This window comes from Dactylosporangium sp. NPDC005555, assembly GCF_040605635.1.
Taxonomy (GTDB): Bacteria; Actinomycetota; Actinomycetes; order Mycobacteriales; family Micromonosporaceae; genus Dactylosporangium.
Genome location: NZ_JBEXDG010000018.1, coordinates 1 through 20,800 on the forward strand (window position 1 = coordinate 1; position 20,800 = coordinate 20,800).

Here is a 20,800-nt window from a genome sequence, read left to right on the forward strand (position 1 = left end):
ACCGGCAGCCACACAACACCCGCAACCCGCCACCCACCACACAAAACCAACGACACCAACACCCCCACAAAACCAACAAGACGTTAAACGCCAAGACGAAAAGTCTTCCGGATCATGAAGGCTCCGGTTATCCACAGGCAGGAGTCGAGGCTTTTCCCCGCGGCCGGTCGGTCGCAGGGTGGAGTGGGTGTGGGATGAGCTGATCGAGGCACAGGCCGGTGTCGTCACCCGCCGGCAGGCGCTGGCGGAGGGATGGACCCCGTCCGCGATCCGTGCGCACCTCGACACGGGCCGCTGGTCGACGGTCCACCACGGCGTCTACCGGACCTTCACCGGGGAGATGCCCCGCCGCGCCCAGCTCTGGGCGGCCCTGCTCCGCGCCGGTGCGGATGCCGCGCTGAGCCACCTCTCGGCCGCCGAGCTGCACGGGCTCGTCGACCAACCCTCCGACCCGATCCACGTCACCATCCCGGGCAACCGGCGGGTGCGGCCGCTGCCGGGCGTGCTCGTGCACCATCGGGCCCGGCTCGCCGGCACCGTCCACCCCGGTCCTGCGCTTCGGCGCACCCGGGTCGAGGACACGGTGCTCGACCTGGCCGAGGATGAACGGCGCCTGCCGTCGGCGATCGGATGGCTCACCACGGCGTGCAGCCGCGGCCTGACCACGCCCGAGCGGCTGGCGACCGCACTGCGCCGCCGGAAGAAGATGCGCTGGCGCCGGCTGCTGGAGGCGACGGTCGACGACGCCGCCGTCGGTGCGCGCTCGGTGCTGGAGCTGCGGTACCTGAAGGACGTGGAGCGCGGGCACCGTCTGCCCGGCGGCCGAAGGCAGGCCCGTCGCCGGGAAGGCGGTGCGACGCGGTACCGGGACGTCGAGTACCGGGCCTTCGCCACGGTCGTCGAGCTCGACGGCCGCGCCTTTCACCCCGAGGAGCATCGCCGGCGCGATCAGCGGCGGGACAACGCGACGGCCTCGGATGGGCAGCGGACCCTCCGCTACGGCTGGGCGGACGTCGTGACTCCGTGCGCGACCGCGATCCAGGTCGCCCGGGCGCTCCGGGCCGGCGGCTGGCGGGGCAGGCTCCAACCCTGCCGCCGCCCCGACTGTCCGGTCCGCCGCTCGATCCGCCGCCGCACTCCCCGTGATCCGGAAGACTTCTAGTCGCCAGGGCGACAATTTCTCTTCCGGATCACGGGGAAAATTAGGCGGCCAGGCCTAGGGTTTCGGCGGCGGCGCGGCCGTTGGCGTGGCTGGCGCCCCAGGTGGTGATGAAGGCGCGGGCGTTCGCCGGGCGCCAGGAGGACGGCCAGCCCATCTCGACGACGGTGACCGGGTGGGTGGCGGCCAGGGCGTCGACCAGGGCGCGGGCGCCTGGGAGGCGGTGCACGTTGCGGCCCACGACGACGATCGGGCGGGTGCCGGCCAGGGCGCGCAGCTCCTCGGCGGCGGTGCGGTCGGCCACGACGCGGACCTGCTCGGTGCCGTTGACGTGCGGGCCGAGGCCCCACGGCACGCGGCCCGCGGCGATCGACGACTCCGACTCCAGTTGGACGATCAGCGGGGCGGACCCGCGGTCCACGGAGCCCTCGATGCGCACGGCGCTGAGTGCGGCCGGGTACCCGAGCCCGGGCTCCTCCCGGTCGGTGCGGTCGCCCTGGCGGGTCCAGTCGGACAGGGCCTGGACGCGGGCGACGGCCTCCTCCAGGCGGTGCAGCGGCAGCCGGCCGTCCTGCACGGCGGTGACGATCTCGTCGACGCACGCGAGGGTCAGGTCGACGTCGACGTCGGCGCCGATGCACAGCAGGTCGGCGCCCGCGGCGAGGGCGAGGACGGCGCCCGCCTGGGTGCTGCCGGCGTAGCGGGCCGCGCCGAGCATCTCCAGGGCGTCGGTGACGACGACGCCGGTGAAGCCGAGCTCGGTGCGCAGCAGGTCGACGAGGACGGCGCGGCTGAAGGTGGCCGGGGCGTCGCCGGTCAGCAACGGCACGCGGATGTGCGCGCTCATGATCGACTTGGCGCCGGCCTCGACGGCGGCGACGAACGGGGGCAGCTCACGGCCGCGCAGCTCGTCGAGGGAGATGTCGACGGTGGGCAGCTCGAGGTGCGAGTCGGCGAGGGTGGCACCGTGGCCGGGGAAGTGCTTGGCGCAGGCGGCCACGCGGGCGCTCTGCAGGCCGAGCACGGCGGCGGCGGTGTGCGCGGCGACGAGGTGCGGGTCGGCGCCGAAGCTGCGGGTGCCGATGATCGGGTTGTCGTCGGCGGTGTTGACGTCGACCGTGGGTGCCAGGTTGAGGTTCAGCCCCAGCTGGTCGAGCTCCGCCCCGATCGTCCGGTACACACGGCGGGTGATCGCCGGGTCGCCGAGCGCGCCGAGGGCGGCGTTGCCCGGATACGGGCTGCCGAGCCGGTGCGCCAGGCGGGTGACGTCGCCGCCCTCCTCGTCGATGGCGATGAGCACGCCGTCGCGGGCCGAGTGCAGCTGGTCGGTGAGGGCGGCGACCTGGTCGCGGTCCACGATGTTGTACCCGAAGAGCAGGTGCCCGGCCATGCCCTCGCCGAGCAGGTCGACGGCCCAGTTCGGGGCCTGTGCACCCGGGAACGCGCCGAGCAGCGTGCCCAGCGCCAGCCGGCGGAGTCCTGGATCGTTCGCCACGGTGTTGTCCCCCTTCGCGCGGACCAGTGCGGAACACTCGTCTGATGCGCTGTCCACGATCGTAAGAGCATCTTGACCGGATGTGCGTAGGCCGTGTGGGTAGTGTGACCGTACGCTTTCCGGTATAGGTTGCCCGAGGCAATCTAATAGGAAAGTTTCTTAAATACTAGGGGTGTTCGTCACCATGAGTTCTGCTCGTCTTCCAGGCACCCCCCGGCTGCTGCGTGCCCTCAACGACCGCGCCGCCCTCGAGCTGCTGCTGAGCAAGGGCCCGCTGACCCGAGCGCAGCTCGGCGAGCTGACCGGACTGTCCAAGGTCACCGCGTCGCAGCTGGTCGAGCGCCTGGAGGAGCGCGGGCTCGTCGCCCGGGTCGGGGAGCAGGCCGGCGGCCGCGGGCCGAACGCCCAGATGTACGCCGTGGTCCCCGCGACCGCGTACGTCGTCGGCGTCGACGCCGGACCGCAGCACGTCGTGGCGGGCGTGGCGGACATCACGGGCAGGATCGTCGGCCGCACCGACGTCTCCATCGGCGAGGGGGACGACCCGGTCAAGGTCGTCCACGCCGCCGTTGTCGAGGCCGCCGGGGAGGCCGGCGCGCCGATCGACCGCATCCGCAGGATCGTGCTCGGCACGCCGGGCCTGGTCGACCCGAAGAGCGGCGAGATCACGTTCGCCTGGGACCTGCCGCGCTGGCACCGGGGGCTGCTCACGGCGCTGCGCGAGGACCTCGGCCGGCCCGTCGTGTTCGAGAACGACGTGAACCTCGCGGCCATCGCCGAGCAGCACAGCGGCGCCGCGCTCGGGGCGAAGGACTTCGTGCTCGTGTGGCTGGACCGCGGTGTCGGCACCGCCGTCGTGCTCGGCGGCCGGCTGCACCGCGGCAGCGTCGGCGCGGCCGGTGAGATCGGCTACCTTCCCGTCGCGGGCACGCAGGTGAGCCGCGACGCGACGCGCCGGGCGAAGAGCGGCTTCCGCATGCTCACCGACGCCGCGGCGGTGAAGACGGTCGCCAAGTCCCACGGGTTCAAGGCCGCCGGTGCGGGTGACGCCATCAGAGCCGCCATCGCCGCCGGAACGGCCGGCAGCCCGTTCCTCGACGAGCTGGCCCGGCGGATCTCGCTCGGGGTGGCGTCGGTGGGCCTGGTGCTCGACCCCGAGCTGGTGGTCCTCGCCGGGGAGATCGGTCAGGCCGGGGGTGCCGACCTCGCACAGCGGGTGCAGCACGAGGTCGCCGCGATCGCCGTGGTGTCGCCGCGGGTCGTCGCCACCGAGGTGAAGAGCGAGCCCGTCCTCAACGGCGCCATCCTCACCGGCCTCGACGCCGTCCGCGAAGAGGTCTTCGGCGACACGGCCTGACGCGCGATACGGCCTGACGCGCGACACAGCCTGACGCGCGATACGGCCTGATGCGCGACACGGCAGGCGGGGACGGCCCGGCGCGACGCTCGACACGGCCGGGACGCTCGGGGCGACGCCGTACCGCGGCATCGCCCCACAAGGCCGTCAGTTGGTGTCGCGCCGGCGCATCGAGGTGAAGGCGCCGGCGAGCAGGACCGCCACGACCAGGCCGATCACCAGGCCGGCCTGCTGCCAGCTGCCCTGGAAGGTCTGCGCAGGCGCGACGCAGCCGGTCTCCGTGCAGTACCCGGACGCGCCCTGGAACGTGTAGGACTTGTTCATCCACGCGGACACGTAGCTGGACAGCCGGTACTTCTCCGAGTAGTCGGTGCCGCCGATCAGCCCGAAGATGATGATCGCGCCGAGCTCGTAGACCACCAGGTAGGCGATGCCGACGCCGAGCGCCGTCGACGTGTGCCGCCCGATCGAGGAGATCGCGAAGCCCAGCGCCGTGCCGGCCATCGTCAGCAGGATCACCCGGACGCCGGTGATGAGCAGCGAGGACCAGTCCGCCAGGCCCATCGAGCTGACGGTGTCGTTGCCCGCGGCCACGGCGACGAACGCGCCCGTCCACACCGCGAGGTACACCACGGAAACCACCGCCGTCCCGGCGCAGGCGGCGATCAGCTTACTGGCCAGGACCACATTGCGGCGGGGTGCCCAGAGCAGCAGGTTGAGCATGCCGCCGGAGCTCCACTCCACGCCCACGAACGACGCGCCGAGCACGAAACCGGCCACCGTCAGCACGATGGCCGCGGTCGTGAACAGCTCCGGCCACTGGCGGCTGAACGAGAAGCCGTAGTCGAGCATCGAGTCCGCGGTCGGCCGCGGCCCGTAGTCGCAGTTGCGGGGGAACTTGATGCCGGCCGGACCGGTCCGCACCCCGCTCTGCACGTCCTCGCAGAGGGCCACGTTCTGGTCGTAGATCGCCGCGGCGGACGCGGCCCGGTCGGTCGCGGTGCGGTACTCCTCCGGCGTCGGGTTGCTGCGGGTGAGCGAGAAACCGAAGGTCAGGAACGCGAGCAGCGTCGCGATGAGCACGAGGGTCACCAGCGTGACCCGGCGGCTGAACAGGCGGGCCCACTCGGCCCGCAGCAGCTGGGTCATGCCGCCACCTCCGCTGCGCTCCGGCGTCGGCCCGACCCGGAACTGTCACATGATGAGCGGCCCGAGCCGCTCCGCTGACCGCTCATGCCTGCCGTCCGTTCTCGATGATCTGGCCGGTGACCTCGAGCGGCACCTCGGGAGCGGGCCTTGCGTCGTCCGGCCAGTCGGAGCTGTCGACGGGGCGGAACTGGCCGCGGCGCGGGCCGCCGCCCGTCAGCGTGAGGAACGCGTCCTCCAGCTGCTGGACCGGGGCCAGCTCGCGGACCCACAGGTCGTTGACGCCGAGTGCCCGCGTGACCCAGGACGGGTCGGCGAGGTCGTGCACGATGATCTGGTCGCCGGAGACGGTGACCTGCGCGCCGGCGTCCGCGAGGATCTGCGCGGCCGTGGGCACGTCGTCGACCCGGACCCGGTAGGTGCCGCGGTCGTTGGCGGCGAGCACCTCCGACACGGGCCCGGCGGCGACCCGGCGGCCGCGGGAGATGATCGTGACCGAGTCGCAGATCTGCTGGATCTCGGCGAGGATGTGGCTGGAGATGACCACGGTCGCGCCGCGGTCGGCCTGCTCGCGCAGCAGGTCACGCATCTCCCGGATGCCGGCGGGGTCCAGGCCGTTGCTCGGCTCGTCGAGGATCAGCAGCTCGGGGTCCTTCAGCAGGGCCGAGGCCACCGCGAGGCGCTGCTTCATGCCCAGCGAGTAGGACTTGACGGCGTCCTCGGCGCGGCCGGCGAGACCGACCTGGTCGAGGACGATGTCGACGCGCTGCCGTGGTACACCACCCGCCTTCGCCAACAGGCTCAGCGTCTTGTGGCCGGTGAAGTTGCCGAAGAAGGCCGGCGCCTCGACGATCGCGCCCACCCGTGCGACCACCTGCGGCAGCATCCGCGGGACCGGCTGGCCGAGGATGCGCATGTGGCCGGACTCGGCCCGCAGCAGTCCGAGCAAGGTCTTGAGCGTGGTGCTCTTGCCGGATCCGTTGGGCCCGAGGAATCCGTGGATCTGGCCCTGGTGGACCTCCATGTCCAGGTGGTCCAGCGCGACCCGTGGCTTGCCGAACAGCGTCTGGTATGTCTTCACCAGACCGGCGATTTCCAGTACGGCACTCATCCCCGCGCACGATACGGCTTTCGTGCCGTGCATGGGGGGCCGGGCCTTTCGTGGTTCGCGGGCGTGGTTGGATTGGGCCGTGTCTGATGACCTTGTCATCGCGGTCGACAAAGCCACGGTGACCCGCAACCGCTCCGACCTCATCCGGTCGGTGAGCTGGCAGGTCGAGCTCGACGAACGCTGGGTGGTGCTCGGCCCCAACGGTGCCGGCAAGACCACGCTGCTGAATCTCGCCGGGGCCAGGCTGTATCCGACCCGCGGCACGGTGACCGTCCTGGGGGAGAAGCTCGGCCGCACCAACATCAACGAGCTGAAGACCCGGCTCGGGTTCTCCTCCGCAGGGCTGCAGCTCCCGCCCGACGAGACCGTCCGTGACATCGTCGTCACCGCCTCGTGGGCGGTCGTCGGGCGCTTCACCGAGCGGTACGACCGCATGGACGAGTCCCGGGCACAGTCGCTGCTGGAGCAGTTCGGTGTCGGCGCGCTCGCCGAACGGTTCTACGGCACGCTGTCCGAGGGGGAGCGCAAGCGGGTCCAGATCGCCCGGTCGCTCATGGTCGACCCGGAGCTGCTGCTGCTCGACGAGCCGACGGCGGGTCTGGACCTCGGCGCCCGCGAGGACCTCGTGCGGCGGCTGTCGGAGCTGGCCGCCGACCCGGACTCGCCGGCGATCGTGCTCGTCACGCACCACGTCGAGGAGATCCCGCCGGAGTTCACGCACGCGCTGCTGATGCGCGACGGCGGCATCGTGGCGCAGGGCCTGCTGCGGGACACGGTGACGGCGGACAATCTCTCCGCGACGTTCGGGCTGCCGCTGCGACTGTCGATCGTCGACGGTCGCTACCACGCTCAAGCGGTCTAGCTTCGATATATTTAGACGGTGGCCGATCCCATCGTCGACCCTGACCCCGCTCCCGTCCCCGACCCTCCGCCGGTCCGCCGCACCAGGGTCGCGCGGCTGGTCGCGTGGATCGTGGTGCTCGTCGCCGTCATCGTGGTCGCCGTCGTCGTGGTCATCGACGTCGGCCCGCCGTCCGAGGCCGACCTGCGGCAGAGGGCCATCGGCGGGCGCGCCGAGCTGCTGATCGGGGTCAAGGACGACACCCCGGGCGTGAGCCTGCGCGACAGGAGCACCGGCGAGTACGCCGGGTTCGACATCGACATCGCCTATCTCGTCGCCGGCGACCTCGGGTTCCGCCCCGACCAGGTCCGCTTCCTGTCGATCGAGACCGAGGACCGGGCCAGGATGCAGGCCCGCGCGGGCGACGGCCGGTTCGTCACCGTCGACCTGGTCGTGGCCAGCTTCAGCATCACCAAGGAGCGGGCCGAGCAGCCCGGGGTGCGCTTCGCCGGGCCGTATCTGAGCACCCAGCAGTCAGTGGTCACGCTCAAGGCGCACAAGCCCGTCAGCAGCCTGGAGGACCTGCGCGGCGAGCGGGTCTGCACCCTCGCCACGTCCACGTCCAGCGAGGTCGCCAGGTCCGCCGGCGTGACCCTGTCCGGCAAGAACGAGATCAGCGCCTGCGTCACCGGGCTCAAGGCCGGCGAGTTCGACGCCGTCACCACCGACGCGGCGATCCTGGCCGGGTTCGTCGCCGAGGACGGCGGCCAGACGCTCACGCACCACGACGTCGGGCTCACCGGCGACGAGCGGTGGGGCGTCAACTGCGGCGACAACGAGGCGCTGCGGACGCTGGTGAATCTGTACCTGTACCGATCGGCCCACGACCCCACCGACCGGCGGTGGGAGCAGGCGTACGACAGGTACCTGCGCAGCGAGCAGAAGTTCAGCCCGAACCAGCAGGTGGCGATCGACCACCAGCCCGAGGTGCCGAAGGTGGACGTCCGTCAGTGGCCGTGGGAGAGGTAGGCGACAGGCAGTGGCTGCTGCCGTTGCTGCCCACGTTCCCGATCGTCCTGCTGGTGCTGCGGCTGTGGTACCTGAGCCGGCAGAACGTCCAGACGATGCTGCTGTTCGTGCAGTACGTGAGCCCGCTGGGCCTGCTCAGCACGCTGGTCATCGCGCTGCTGTGGGTGTTCCCGGCGCTGCTGCTGCTGACCCGGGTCCTCGGCGCGCTGCTGGAGCTCAGTGACCCAGCCGCGGCGGCGACGTCGCGGCTGGCCGCGGCCGCCCGGCGGATCCCCGACTGGGTGGTCGTCGTCGCGCTGGTGATCGGCGCGCTCACCTGGCAGCTGCGGTTCCTGCCGCTGCTGGTCATGGTCGCGCTGTCGATCCTGGGCCTGGTCGTGCGGCAGCGGGCCGGCGCCGCCGCGGGCCCCTCGGTGGCCGCGACCGGCGTGGTGCTGCCGTTCGCGGCGGCGGTCCTGCTGTACGCGTTCCTCGGACCGGCGATCGTCACGGCACTGCGGGAGGGCGAGCCGGTCACGTTCGTCCTGCTGGCGCTGCCGCCGCTGGTGACGCCGCTGCTGACGGGCCCGGTGCCGGCGTGGGCGGCCAGGCCGGTGACGCACTGGCCGGCGGTGGTCGCGGCGTTCGCGGCGCCGTTCCTCGTCGGCGTCGTGTTCCTGCGCGCCCCGATCCTGCCGACCGTCGCCGTCGACACCGACGACGGCCTGCTGGTCGGCTCGGTGATCACCGTCGACGACCGGATGACGACGCTGCTGGACGCCGGCGGCACCGTCCGGTTCGTGCTCAACGAGCAGATCCAGGCGAAGGTCCTCTGCGACACGTCGGAGCGGCCACCGGCCAGCAGGGTCGACGCGCACGGCTGGTCGGTCGAGCAGACCGCCCTGACGTGGATCGCGCCGACCCGCCGACCCACCCCGGTCGACCCCCGCTGCGAGGGCCGCCGCTAGGCGAAGTCCGGCTTGCGCTTCCCGACGAACGCCGCCATGCCCTCGGCCTTGTCCTCGGTGCCGAACAGCGCCGCGAAGAGCTCGCTCTCCAACGCCAGGCCGGAGGCCAGATCCAGGTCCAGGCCGCGGTCGACGGCGAGCTTCGCGGCGCGCAGCGCGAGTGCCGGGCCGTGGACGAAGGGCGCGACCATCGCCTTCGCCGTGGCGTACACCTCGGCGGCCGGGACGACCTTGTCGACCAGGCCGATGGCGAGCGCCTCCGGCGCCTTCACGAAGCGGCCGGTCATGATCAGATCCTTGGCGCGGGCGGGGCCGAGCAGCCGCGCCAGGCGCTGCGTGCCGCCGGCGCCGGGAATGACGCCGAGAGTGATCTCCGGCTGGCCCAGGGTCGCGTCCTCGGCGGCGACCCGCCAGTCGGCGGTCAGGGCGAGCTCGCAGCCACCGCCCAGCGCATACCCGTTGACGGCGGCCACGACCGGCTTCGGGATCCGCGCGACGGCGTCGAAGGCGGCGGTGAGCACGGGGCCCCTGGCGGCCATCTCGGAGTAGCCCATCCCGGCCATCTCCTTGATGTCGACGCCGGCCGCGAAGACCTTCTCTCCCCCGTACAGGATGACGGCCCGCACCTCGGGGTCGCTCGTCGCGGCCGCGGCGGCCTCGCGCAGCTCCTCCTGGATCTGGATGTTCAGCGCGTTGACCGGCGGCCGCTCCAGCCGGATCGTGCCGATACCATCTTCGATCTCCAGCCGGACCAGCCTGCTGTCGCCCACTGTGTCTCCTCAACGTCGTTGTCGTTGCCCGCAGCGTATTCCGGCGTACCGTCAGATGTGCCATGGCGACCACCTTCTACCGCGACCACGAGGTGCACATCAGCTCCGACGGTGTGCGGGTCCATGCCGCGTGGTATCCGCTGGAGACGCTGACCTACATCTGGCACCAGCGATCGGGGCGGCTGGCGCAGGGGGCGTACATGCTGGCGACCAGGGGCGGCGCGGTCCTGCTGATCATCGGCCTGCTGATCGCCGCCGGGACGGCCGCGCGGCGCATCGACCTCAACGGGCCGGACTCCACGATGTACATCGCGGGCGGCATCCTCGGGATCATCGTCATCGGCGGGATCGTGGCGTTCAGCGTCGAGGGGCTGCTCGACCTGCTCGACCGGGCGCACGACCACGGCCGGGGCGTGCACGAGATCTGGGTCCGCACCCGGTCCGGCGAGTCGATGATCTACTCGACCACGGACTCGCCGAAATTCGGGCAGATCTATCGCGCCCTGCAGCGGGCAGTCGAGCGGTCCGCGTAGCCCTTAGGATTCCGGGCATGGTGGCCCTGGGCGTGGACTTCGGCACGTCGCACACCGTCGCCGTGGCCCGCTGGCCCGACGGCCGGGCCCGCCCGCTGCTCTTCGACGGCACGCCGCTGCTGCCCTCCGCGACGTTCTGGGAGGACGGCGAGCTCGTCGTCGGCCGCGACGCGCTGCACAGCGCCCGTCGTGCCCCGGCGAGCTTCGAGCCCAACCCGAAGCGCCGCATCGACGACGGTCACGTGCTTCTCGGCGAGCGCGAGGTGCCCGTCCACGACCTGCTCGTCGCCGTCTTCCAGCGGGTCCGCGCCGAGTTCACCCGCACGGCCGGCGGACCACCCGCGTCGGTCACCGTCACCCACCCCGCCAACTGGGCGTCCACCCGGCGCACGGCGTTGGCCGCCGCGGTCCGAGCGGCGGAGCTCCCAGCGGCGACGCTCGTCCCCGAGCCGGTCGCGGCGGCCACCTATTTCGTGCGGGTCCTGCGCCACATGGTGCCCGTCGGCTCGGCCGTGGTGGTCTACGACCTGGGCGCCGGCACCTTCGACGGCAGCGTCGTCGCCCGCACCGCGGAGGGCTTCGAGGTGCTCGCCGTCGACGGGCGTGACGACCTCGGCGGCCTCGACTTCGACGAGGTGGTCCTGGCGATGATCGGCCGCACCCTGCCGCCGGAGCGCTGGCGGCGGCTGATCACCCCCACGACGATCGAGGAGGCGCGGGCCGCCCGGACGCTGCGCGAGGAGGTCCGCGAGGCGAAGGAGCGGCTCTCCCGCACCTCGTCGGTCACGGTCCTGGTCCCGCTGCTGGACGTCGACGTGCAGCTCACCCGCGAGGAGTTCGACGCGGCGGCCCGCCCCCTCGTCGAGCGTTCCGTGCGGGTGCTGACCGAGACCGTCCGGCTGTCGCGGGTCACGCCCGAGCGGGTCGCGGGGATCTTCCTGGTCGGCGGCGCAAGCCAGATCCCGCTGGTCGCCACCGAGCTGCACCGCGCGTTCGGCAGGCCGCCGGTGACGATCGAGCAGCCGGAGATGGTGGTCGCCGAAGGCAGCGTCCTGGTCGGCGCACGGGTCGACCAGCCCACGGCCGCGCAGGCGCCACGGCGGCCGTCGTCGAGTGGCATGGCCGTCGCGCCGGCGTCGTCCGAGCCCGCCGCCGGTGGTGGTCCTCATGTACGACCAGGGCCCACCCCCGGGGCACCGGCGCCGCCCGTCGTGGCGGCCGGATCGCCGGTGGCCTCCGTCGTGGCGCCCGTCTCGCCGCTCTCCCCGGTGGCGCCGCCCGGGTCGCCGGTCTCGCCTGCGGTGTCGCCCGGGTCGCCGGTCGCGCCGCCGGTGTCGCCCGCCGCCGGGATGCCCGGTGCGCAGGCGCCTGTCTCGCCCGGTGCCGTGCCGTTCAGTCCGGTGCCGTTCAGCCCCGCGCCGCCCGTACACCGGATGCCGCCGCAACAGCGGTATCCACCGCCGCGGCCCGTCTACTACCAGCCGCCCCCGCCGCAGGTCGTCTACGTCCCGCAGTACGTCATGCCACCCGTGCCGCCGCCGCAGCGCAGGATCGCGCCCGGGGCGATCCGCTGGCCCGCGGGCTTCCTGACCCTGTACGGCGTACTGATGTACGTCTCCACCGCCCTGGTCGTCCTGATTCTGGTCCTGTACCAGGCGTCCGAATCGGAGGCGCTGACCGGAGACGGCCTGCAGGTCTTCCTGTACTCCGGGCTGGGCTCGCTCGCGTTCGCGATCCTGTACACGCACGGCGCGCGGCGGCTGCGCCGGGGCAGCAACGGCCACCTGTGGTATCCGATGGCGCTGTGTGTCCTGCTCGCCGGGGGCGGTGCGTACACGGCCTCGGCGTCGGGGCAGCCGGCGTGGCTGGCGGTCACCGGCGCGTATCTGGGATCGGCGCTGCTGCTCCTGCTGCCCAGCGCGCGGGACTGGGTCCGCCCGCTGCGGCCGTCGCCCCCCGCGCCCGCGACCGGGAGCACCGAGGCGTAATTTTCGTCGCACCCGGCGCCTAGACTTCGGGGCATGCCAACGCCAGGGATCCGGCTCGGTGTCGACTTCGGCACCTCCAACACCGTCGCCGTCGTGCGGTGGCCGGACGGCCGGTCGCGCGCGCTGCTGTTCGACGGCTCGCCGCTGCTGCCCTCCGCCGTCTATGCCGAGCCCGGTGGCACCGTCATCGTCGGCCGCGACGCGGTGCACAGCGCCAGGCTGGAGCCCGCCCGCTTCGAGCCCAACCCGAAGCGCCGCATCGACGACGGCACGGTGCTGCTCGGCGACCGGGAGATCCCCGTCAACGACCTCGTCGCCACCGTCCTGCGGCGGGTCCGCGACGAGTGGACCCGCACCGTCGGCGACGTCGCGTCCGAGGTGACGGTGACGTTCCCGGCCTCGTGGGGCGCGACCCGCCGGCTCGCCGTCTCCGACGCCGCCGCGGCCGCCGGCCTCGGCCAGGTGCGGCTGGTGCCCGAGCCGGTCGCTGCCGCCGCCTACTTCACCCAGGTGCTCGGCAAGGACGTGCCCGTCGGCTCGGTCGTCGTCGTCCACGACTTCGGCGCCGGCACCTTCGACGCCAGCGTCGTCGCCCGCACCCAGGGCGGCTTCGAGGTCCTCGCGGTCGACGGCCGCGACGACATCGGCGGCATCGACGTCGACAACGCGATCGTGGCGCACATCGCCTCGATCTGCGAGCCGCAGGCCCCGCAGGAATGGCAGCGGCTGATGAGCCCGAAGACGGTCGAGGACCGGCGGGCCCGGCGGCTGCTCTTCGACGACGCGCGGGTGGCCAAGGAGCGGCTGTCCCGCCAGCCCGCGTCCGACCTGACCGTGCCGCTGCTCAACATCGACGTGCACCTCACCCGCGACGAGCTGGAGCGCCTCGCGCAGCCGCTGCTGGAGCAGACCGTCCGCGTCACGCAGGGCGTCATGCGCTGGGCCCAGCTGAGCGAGGGCAGCATCGCGGGCGTGTTCCTGGTCGGCGGGTCCAGCCGGATGCCGCTGGTCGGCACGCTGCTGCACCGCGCGCTGGGCACGGCCCCGGTGGTGATCGAGCAGCCCGAGCTGGTGGTCGCCGAGGGCAGCATGCTGACCGGCTCGACCGAGATCCCGGCCACGGCGGCACCCGCCCCAGGCCCGGCGACGGGCGTGATCCCGCAGGTGCCGGGCTTCGACTGGCAGCCACCGGGCCCGACGTCGGGCGCCCCGGCCCAGTTCGGCGCGGCCGCGGCGTCCGGTGCGGGGCAGCCCGGCGCCGGCCAGTTCGGTGTGCCCCCGTCCGGCGGGCAGTTCGGCGGCGCGCCTGGCGGCGGCCAGTTCGGCGGGGCGCCGGCCGGTGGTGGACAGACGAGCGCTGGACAGTCCGGCGCGGGGCAGGGTGGCGGTTCGGGAGGTCAGAGCGCCGATGTGCCGCTGTGGCCCGAGGCCGGCACGTTCGCCGCGGAGTCCGCCGCGCCGATGTCGGGGGTGCCCATGTCGGCGCCGCCGGTGTCCTCGCCGCCCGGTGGTGGGGCCGGTGGATATCCGGCATATCCGGCGTCGGCGCCGCCCGGCAACTACGCGGGTGGCCAGGCCACGGGCACGCAGGGCGGCTATGGCGTGCCTGCCTCCGGTCCGCCGGTCAACTACGGGCCGCCGGTGTCGGTCCCCCCCGCCGGTTATGGTCAGCCGGCGTCAGGGCCGCCCGCCACCACCAACCAGCCCGCGTCCGCGCCACCCGCGAGCTTCAATCACCCGGCCTCCGCGCCGCCGGCCAACTACAACCGGCCGTCGTCCGCGCCGCCGAACTACAACCAGCCCATGTCGGGGCCTCCGGCGCACTACAACCAGCCCATGTCGGGGCCGCCTGCGGCGTACAACCAGCCGATGTCCGGGCCGCCGGTGTCCGCGCCGCCCAACAGGGCGGCGGGGCAGATCTTCGTCTCGGGGGGCAGGCCGCCGGCCGAGCCCGCGACCCGCTACGACGAATACGGCAGCCCGGTCCGCCAGAGCCCGCCCCCGCAGCGGCCCGGGAATCAGGAGCCGCGGCGGCCCGCGCAGCGCGGTGACGAGCGGCGGCCGCGGCAGGCGCCGAGGCGGGGGCCGTTCGCCCGGGCGATGCTCACCCTGCTGGTGCTCGTGCTGCTGATCGCGACGCCGGTCGTGGCCGGGTATGTCTCCTTCTACCTGACCGCCGACCGCTGGCCGCCGCCCGCCGACAAGTGGTTCGTCTCCACGGAGCGGTAAAAGTGAGTAACATTCGCGTCGGTCAAGGCTGATCGAGGAGGGTGCATGACGCAGATCGACGGGCACGGCGGGGACCTGGCCCTCGCGGCACTGCGGGGCTTCGGGGTCGAGGAGCTGTTCACGCTCTCCGGCGCCCACGTCTTCCCGCTGTACGACGCCGCCCACAAGACCGGCGTGCGGATCGTCGACGTGCGGCACGAGCAGTCCGCCGTCTTCGCCGCAGAGGCCGTCGCGAAGCTCCAGCGCCGCCCCGGCCTGGCCGTGCTGACCGCCGGGCCCGGCGTCACCAACGGTGTCTCGGGTCTGACCAGCGCCTCGTTCAACGGCGCGCCGGTGGTCGTGATCGGTGGGCGGGCGCCGCAGTTCCGCTGGGGCTCGGGCAGCCTGCAGGAGATGGACCACCTGCCGATCGTCCGCGCGGTCACCAAGCACGCGGAGACCATCCTCGCCACCGATGAGGTGTATGCCCGCATGCAGGCCGCCGCGCTCGCCGCGCTGACGCCGCACCGTGGCCCGGTCTTCGTCGACCTGCCGCTGGAGGTGGTGTTCTCGCAGGCCGACGGGGTCGAGACGAGCCCCGCACCGGCGGTGGCACCGGTCGAGGCGGACCCTGAGGAGGTCGCCCGGGCGGCCCAGCTGCTCGCCGCCGCGCAGCGGCCCGTGATCATCGCCGGCTCCGACGTGTGGGCCGGGCACGCCACGGCCGCGCTGCGGGAGGCGGCCGAGGCGCTGCGCGTGCCCGTGTTCGCCAACGGCATGGGCCGTGGCACGCTGCCGCCGTCGCACGCGCTGGCGTTCTCCCGGGCGCGCAAGGCGGCGTTCGGCGGCGCGGACGTGATCGCCGTCATCGGCACCCCGCTCGACTTCCGGCTCGGCTTCGGCGACTTCGGCGGCGCGCAGGTCGTGCACGTCACCGACGCGCCGTCGCAGCGCGCCGGTCACGTCACCCCGGCGGCCGCTCCGTCCGGCGATCTGCGGGCGATCCTGGCGGCGTTCGCGTCGCACACCGGACTCGTCGCCGACCACGAGGAGTGGATCGAGGCGCTGCGGGCCGCGGAGGACGCCGGCCGGGCGCGCGATCAGCAGGCCCTGGAGGCCGACACCGACCCGATCAAGCCCAGCCGCGTCTACGGCGAGCTGCGCAAGGTCCTCGCCGAGGACGCGGTCACGATCGGCGACGGCGGCGACTTCGTCTCCTACGCCGGCAAATACCTCGAGCCGTCGCAGCCGGGCACGTGGCTGGACCCGGGACCGTACGGCTGCCTCGGCACCGGCATGGGCTATGCGATGGGCGCCCGGGTGACGTATCCGGACCGCCAGATCTGCGTCCTCATGGGCGACGGCGCGGCCGGCTTCTCGCTCATGGACGTCGAGTCCCTGGTCCGCCAGCAGCTGCCGGTCGTGATCGTGGTCGGCAACAACGGCATCTGGGGCCTGGAGAAGCACCCGATGCGCAACATCTACGGCTACGACGTCGCCGCCGACCTGCAGCCCGGCCTGCGCTACGACGACGTCGTCAAGGCCCTCGGCGGCGCCGGCGAGACGGTCGAGAAGCCGGGCGACCTGTCAGCCGCGTTCGAGCGGGCGTTCGCGTCGGGCGTGCCGTATCTGGTCAACGTGCTCACCGACCCGGAGGACGCCTACCCGCGCTCATCCAACCTCGCATAACTCCGCCCGCCACCCGGCGGCCCTGGCGCCCGCCACCCGACCGCCCGGTCGGCTGCTGCCGCCAGCGAGCGACTGCCCAGGCGGCCGCCGCCGAGCCGCCGCCGCACGGTCACTCGCCCACAACCGCTCCTGCAGGCCGGTCGCCGCGCCGCAGTCGCCGTGTTGCGAGGTCGGGCGGGCACAGATGCGAGGTTGCAGTGGCGCGGGGTCACGTCCGCCTCGGTGGTGTGCGGGTGGCACCACAACGGCCGTGCTGCGGCCCGTCGGTCTCGAGGTCGTCGTCGCTCTGCGTCTGTGGTGGGTGGTCAGTGCGCACCGGGGGCTCGGGTCTGGCTACGGCTGGTGGAGTCGTGGGTGGTGTGCGCTGGATGGTGGGTGTCTCGCCGGTGATGCGGGGCGGTGGGGACGTCAGTTCGGGTGCGTCGTGGCTTCGGTGGGGTTCTGGATGATCCGGAAGAGTTTGTGCTGCTATGACGACATGAAGTCTTCCGGATCACGGGAAAGAGGCCGTCGTCGATGGGTGGACCGGGGAGTACCACGGTTTGGACGGTGATCTTCGGCCTGGGCGGGCTCGACCGCATGACGGTTTCGGAGCGCGGTGGGGGCACTCGTACACCACCGACGCAGACGGTAACCCCCGCGATGCCACGCGCACGCGTGTGAAGCTGCCGCGCGCTCCGCGCGCTGGCAGTGCGTCGCGGAGCGGCGCATTGGGGGTCCGGGGTGAGAATCCCCCGGCGGGACCCGCGCGGAGCGTGGGGCAGCGAGCCATCGCCGAAGGCGAAAGGCGGGAAACAGCGCGGCGAGCTGTCGCCGAAGGCGAGATGCGGGTAGCGGCTACTCCAGGCCGAGGAGGCGGGGGAGGGAGCCGATCGATCCGATGACCTCGTCCGCGCCTGAGGCCTGCAGGGCCTGGCGGTCGCCGGCGCCGGTGAGGACGCCCACGAGCAGGCCGGCGCCGGCGCGGCGGCCGGCGATCAGGTCCAGCGGGGTGTCGCCGACGACGACCATGCGGCGGACGTCCTCGACGCCCAGCTTCAGGGCGGCGACCAGCATGAAGTCGGGGAAGGGGCGGCCGCGGCCGGCGTCGGCGGGGGAGAGGACCAGGTCGACCTGGCCCCACCAGCCGAGGGCGTCCATGATGGCTTCCTGGGTGGCGCGGGCGAAGCCCGTGGTCAGGGCGACCTTGATCCCCGCGGTGCGCAGGGTCTTGATGGCCTCGAGCGCACCGGGGATGGGCAGGACCGCGCCCTCGTCGACGAGCAGGCCGTAGGCCTCCTCGAAGGTCTCGTTGGCGGCCTGGGCCCGCTGCTCGTCGCCGTCGAGCAGCAGGCGGAAGACCTCGATGCGGCTCTGGCCCATCGTCTTGCGCACGACGGCGAGCATGCGGTCGTGCTGCGGGGTGCCGGGCGCGATGCCCTCGCCCGCGAAGGCGACCGTGAAGGCCTGCTCGACCAGGCCGTCGTCCCGCACCGTCGTCCCCGCCATGTCGATGCAGGCGAGCTGCCACGCTGTCATCGCCCAATATGAACACGCCGACAAGACGGCTTGGTGAACGGCGCAAAACGTTCAGAAGGTACCCTCCCGGCGCAGCCGCCGTGGCCTGCCATCCGGGTCGTGGATGGTGTTGTACACCACACGTGCCCAGGTCACGGTACCCCCGCGTACCCGGGGCGGGCGGTACGGCAGGAGGCGGCCGGCGGGGCGGGGGCCGATCTTGCCGCTGTCGTGCCAGGCCTGCAGCGCCTTGGCGGAGGCGTCGAAGATCTCCTCGATCGGGCCCTCCGGAAGCTCGTCGAGCTCGAGGTGTTCCCGGCAGAGCCGCTCGCGGAGCTCCCTGGCGTAGCCGCCGGCAGGGTCGAGGACGGCGCAGGTGAGCTCGGAGTCATGCGTCCAGGAGCGCAGCGACACGTTGTCGGAGCCGGTGGTGACCCACGTGTCGTCGACGACGCAGACCTTGGCGTGCACGTAGATGGGCGTGCCGTTGGCGTTCTCGGGGCTGAAGACGTGCAGCCGGTCGCCGCCCGCCTCGCGGAGCATGGTGAGGGCGCGCTCACGGCCGTACAGCTGCGGCACGCTCCCGAACTTGTCGGGGCGGTCCGGATGCCGGGGCACGACGGCCACGAGGTGCAGGTCAGGGTGCTCGCGCAGCGCGTCGGCGAAGCAGCTGGCGACCTTCGGCGACCAGAGGTACTGATCCTCCAGGTAGATCAGCCGCTGCGCGCGCCGGACCGCCTTGCCGTAGCCGCGGGCGACGCTGAACTCGCCCTCGGGCGCGAAGGGGTAACCGCCGCGCCGGTACGGGTACGTCCGCAGCAGCTGCACACTGAGATCGCCGGCCGGCAGCGGGTCGGGCAGCTGCGGCGGCAGCCGGTCGGGGTCCAGGTTCTCGTCCTCGACCTTGCCCTGGAACCAGTGCAGCGGGTTGCGCGACAGCGCCGACGGGTCCTCCCACCGCTCCCGGAACGTGGCCTCGACCTGGCCGACCACCGGGCCGCGCAGCTCCAGCTGCACGTCGTGCCAGGGTGGCCGCTTGCCGTACTTCGGGGTGATCGGCACCGGCTGCGGGTCGCCCTCATGCGTCGTCGTGTCGCGGCGGCCGTGGCAGAGGTCGATGCCGCCGACGTACGCCCGGTCCAGCTCCGGGCGGCCGGGGTGGCGCAGCACGACGAGCTTCTGGTGGTGCGAGCCGCCGACGCGGACCCGCATGTCGCGCAGGCACTCGCCGCCCGCGGCCTCGATCTTGCGGGCGAAGCGCCGGTTCTCCGTGGCGCTGAACTGCAGCGCGTTCCAGTGCGAGCGCCAGAGGAGGCCCTTGACGCGGACGCCGCGGCGGGCCGCGTCGCACAGCACGTCCCCTATGGTCGGGCCGTTCCTGGTGACCCGCTGGCTCGCGTCGCCGCGCCAGTCGGTGAACAGCAGCAGGTCGCCGCGCTCCATGCGCTCGATCGCGGCGTAGAGCTCGGCGAAGTACGCCTTGCCGTCGATCAGCGGTCGCACGGCGTTGCCGTCGGTCCACGCCGAGATCCTGGTGTGCGGGTTGCCCCGCTCCTCGTCCGTGAGGAACCAGTCCTGTTTCATCGCGCCGCACCCGCCGGGGAGGAGAGGTCGCCGGCCGGCTCCGGCGCGTCCTCGGCGCTCGGCCGTTCGGCCAGGTCACAGTTGGGTTTGACGAGCCGGTGCACGGCGAGGAGCCAGAGCGCCGAGAGCAGCATGCTCCCCACGATGTCGGTCGGGTGGTGCATCCCGCGGTACATGCGGGACACCGCGACCCACAGCGGCATCGCCACGGCCAGGGCCAGGAACGCCCACCGCCACCAGGCCCGGGTCCTCGGCATGACGAGCACCGCGGCGGTGGCCCAGATGAGGATCGTGGCGGCGACGTGGCCGGACGGGAAGCTCGACGTCGGCATCGGCCCGTCCATGTTCTCCACGTCGGGGCGGGCCCGGTCGACGATCGCGGCGCTGGCCAGGAAGAGCGTCAGCTCGCCGAACATCACCGTCACCAGGAAGATCACCGGGCGCCAGCGGCGGATGGCCGCGAGGGACAGCGCGCCGACGGCCAGGCCGATCGCGAGGATCGCGTGGGTGTTGCCGACCTCGCTGCCGACGATGCTCACATGGCCCAGCACGTCGCTGCGGTTCGCGGCGAACCAGTGCGGGATGGTCGAGTCCCACAGCACGTTGCCGTTGCCGTCGCGGTACCGCGCCAGCGGCAGCCCGGCCGCGACCAGCGCGCCGAACGTGAGGACCCAGGCGACGGCTCCGAGCGCGACGGCGCGGGCGGTGCCGGGCCGGTGCTCGTGCGGCTCGGTGGGGCGCAGGTCGTCGGCCGCCTCGGGCTCCAGGCCCTCTTCGAGCGGCTCGGTGACGCGCCGGCCCTCGTGGTACCGCAGCAGCTCGAACGCGGTCGCGCACAGCCCGAGCCACGCGATGCCGAGCGACCAGCCGCCGATCACGTCGGACAGGAAGTGCACGCCCAGCGCCAGCCGGCTGAAGCCGACCAGCGCGACGATCGCGGCGACGCCGATCACCGCCACCCTGCGCCAGCGGGGGCGCAGCGCCGGCAGGAACACCAGCAGCAGCGCCGTGTAGCAGATCAGCGAGTTGAGCGAGTGGCCGCTCGGGAAGCTGTTGCCGCCGCCGTGCGCCACGGGCTGCTCGACGACGGGACGCAGCCGGCCGACGGCCAGCTTGAGCGTCGGGTCGAGGATGAGGCCGCCGACGGTGGTCGCCACGAGGAAGCCGGCCAGCTTGTACTGCTTCCGGACGACGACGAGGGTGGTGCCGATCAGGACGAGCCACGCCATGACGCCGAAGCTGCCGAGCCGGCTGATGCCGCCCATCAGCATCACCAGGAAGTCGTTCGGCGCGACGGCGGCGTTGAGCGACTCGGCGACGCCACGGTCCACCGACTCCAGCGGCAGCCAGCGCACCCGCACCGCAATGATCAACAGACTGAACAACAGCGCGGCCCCGCCGAAGCCGGCCATGCGCCAAAGCGCGGATCTCTGGGTCCTCACGTTT

The 20,800-nt window shown here is 72.9% G+C and carries 16 protein-coding genes; 9 read left to right on the plus strand and 7 right to left on the minus strand.

The features are described from left to right. Positions 1–187: 187 nt before the first annotated feature. Positions 188–1,162: a type IV toxin-antitoxin system AbiEi family antitoxin domain-containing protein gene (locus ABZS58_RS21385; protein WP_354783984.1), complete on the plus strand. Its 975-nt coding sequence runs from the start codon at positions 188–190 to the stop codon at positions 1,160–1,162. Between the two features lie 40 nt (positions 1,163–1,202). On the opposite strand, the gene ABZS58_RS21390 is transcribed toward ABZS58_RS21385, so the two are convergent. Continuing rightward, positions 1,203–2,654 (minus strand): glycoside hydrolase family 3 N-terminal domain-containing protein, encoded by a 1,452-nt coding sequence (locus ABZS58_RS21390; protein ID WP_354784255.1) that lies wholly within the window; start codon positions 2,652–2,654, stop codon positions 1,203–1,205. Positions 2,655–2,838: 184 nt separating this feature from the next. Here ABZS58_RS21390 and ABZS58_RS21395 point away from each other — a divergent pair, with 184 nt between their 5' ends. After that, the gene (locus ABZS58_RS21395; protein WP_354783986.1) at positions 2,839–4,011 is read left to right on the plus strand and encodes an ROK family transcriptional regulator; all 1,173 of its coding nucleotides are present in this window, start codon (positions 2,839–2,841) and stop codon (positions 4,009–4,011) included. A 147-nt stretch (positions 4,012–4,158) separates the two neighbouring features. On the opposite strand, the gene ABZS58_RS21400 is transcribed toward ABZS58_RS21395, so the two are convergent. Beyond that, positions 4,159–5,160: an ABC transporter permease subunit gene (locus tag ABZS58_RS21400; protein ID WP_354783988.1), complete on the minus strand. Its 1,002-nt coding sequence runs from the start codon at positions 5,158–5,160 to the stop codon at positions 4,159–4,161. Positions 5,161–5,242: 82 nt separating this feature from the next. Then, a complete protein-coding gene (locus ABZS58_RS21405) occupies positions 5,243–6,268 on the minus strand; it encodes an ATP-binding cassette domain-containing protein (protein WP_354783990.1) in 1,026 nt (341 codons plus the stop codon). Positions 6,269–6,299: 31 nt separating this feature from the next. Here ABZS58_RS21405 and ABZS58_RS21410 point away from each other — a divergent pair, with 31 nt between their 5' ends. From ABZS58_RS21410 to ABZS58_RS21420, 3 genes are read left to right on the plus strand one after another with little or no spacing between them, the layout of a single operon-like run. Next, positions 6,300–7,130, plus strand: a complete 831-nt coding sequence (locus ABZS58_RS21410; RefSeq protein WP_354783992.1) for an ABC transporter ATP-binding protein — start codon at positions 6,300–6,302, stop codon at positions 7,128–7,130. Positions 7,131–7,148: 18 nt separating this feature from the next. After that, a complete protein-coding gene (locus tag ABZS58_RS21415; RefSeq protein ID WP_354783994.1) occupies positions 7,149–8,138 on the plus strand; it encodes a transporter substrate-binding domain-containing protein in 990 nt (329 codons plus the stop codon). After that, positions 8,120–9,085 (plus strand): hypothetical protein, encoded by a 966-nt coding sequence (locus ABZS58_RS21420; protein WP_354783996.1) that lies wholly within the window; start codon positions 8,120–8,122, stop codon positions 9,083–9,085. The genes ABZS58_RS21415 and ABZS58_RS21420 overlap by 19 nt, the downstream gene beginning before the upstream one ends. Here the strand turns inward: ABZS58_RS21420 and ABZS58_RS21425 are convergent. Continuing rightward, positions 9,082–9,855 (minus strand): enoyl-CoA hydratase-related protein, encoded by a 774-nt coding sequence (locus tag ABZS58_RS21425; protein ID WP_354783998.1) that lies wholly within the window; start codon positions 9,853–9,855, stop codon positions 9,082–9,084. The genes ABZS58_RS21420 and ABZS58_RS21425 overlap by 4 nt on opposite strands. Positions 9,856–9,917: 62 nt before the next feature. Here ABZS58_RS21425 and ABZS58_RS21430 point away from each other — a divergent pair, with 62 nt between their 5' ends. The 4 genes from ABZS58_RS21430 to ABZS58_RS21445 are packed head-to-tail and all read left to right on the plus strand — an operon-like array spanning position 9,918 to position 16,273. Further along, positions 9,918–10,388, plus strand: coding sequence for a DUF6232 family protein (locus ABZS58_RS21430; RefSeq protein ID WP_354784000.1), 471 nt, complete (start codon positions 9,918–9,920; stop codon positions 10,386–10,388). Between the two features lie 17 nt (positions 10,389–10,405). Next, positions 10,406–12,376 carry an Hsp70 family protein gene (locus ABZS58_RS21435; protein WP_354784002.1) on the plus strand — a complete coding sequence of 657 codons (1,971 nt, stop codon included), beginning with the start codon at positions 10,406–10,408 and terminating at the stop codon, positions 12,374–12,376. Positions 12,377–12,409: 33 nt separating this feature from the next. After that, the gene (locus ABZS58_RS21440; protein WP_354784003.1) at positions 12,410–14,605 is read left to right on the plus strand and encodes an Hsp70 family protein; all 2,196 of its coding nucleotides are present in this window, start codon (positions 12,410–12,412) and stop codon (positions 14,603–14,605) included. A 45-nt stretch (positions 14,606–14,650) separates the two neighbouring features. Continuing rightward, positions 14,651–16,273: an acetolactate synthase gene (locus ABZS58_RS21445; protein ID WP_354784005.1), complete on the plus strand. Its 1,623-nt coding sequence runs from the start codon at positions 14,651–14,653 to the stop codon at positions 16,271–16,273. 837 nt (positions 16,274–17,110) lie between these two features. Here the strand turns inward: ABZS58_RS21445 and ABZS58_RS21450 are convergent. The 3 genes from ABZS58_RS21450 to ABZS58_RS21460 are packed head-to-tail and all read right to left on the minus strand — an operon-like array spanning position 17,111 to position 20,796. After that, positions 17,111–17,791: a phosphonatase-like hydrolase gene (locus ABZS58_RS21450; protein ID WP_354784007.1), complete on the minus strand. Its 681-nt coding sequence runs from the start codon at positions 17,789–17,791 to the stop codon at positions 17,111–17,113. A 51-nt stretch (positions 17,792–17,842) separates the two neighbouring features. Further along, entirely contained in the window at positions 17,843–19,354 is a 1,512-nt protein-coding gene (locus tag ABZS58_RS21455) for a phospholipase D-like domain-containing protein (RefSeq protein ID WP_354784009.1), read from the minus strand. Continuing rightward, positions 19,351–20,796: a phosphatase PAP2 family protein gene (locus ABZS58_RS21460; protein ID WP_354784011.1), complete on the minus strand. Its 1,446-nt coding sequence runs from the start codon at positions 20,794–20,796 to the stop codon at positions 19,351–19,353. Before ABZS58_RS21460 ends, ABZS58_RS21455 begins: the two co-directional genes overlap by 4 nt. Positions 20,797–20,800: the final 4 nt, after the last annotated feature.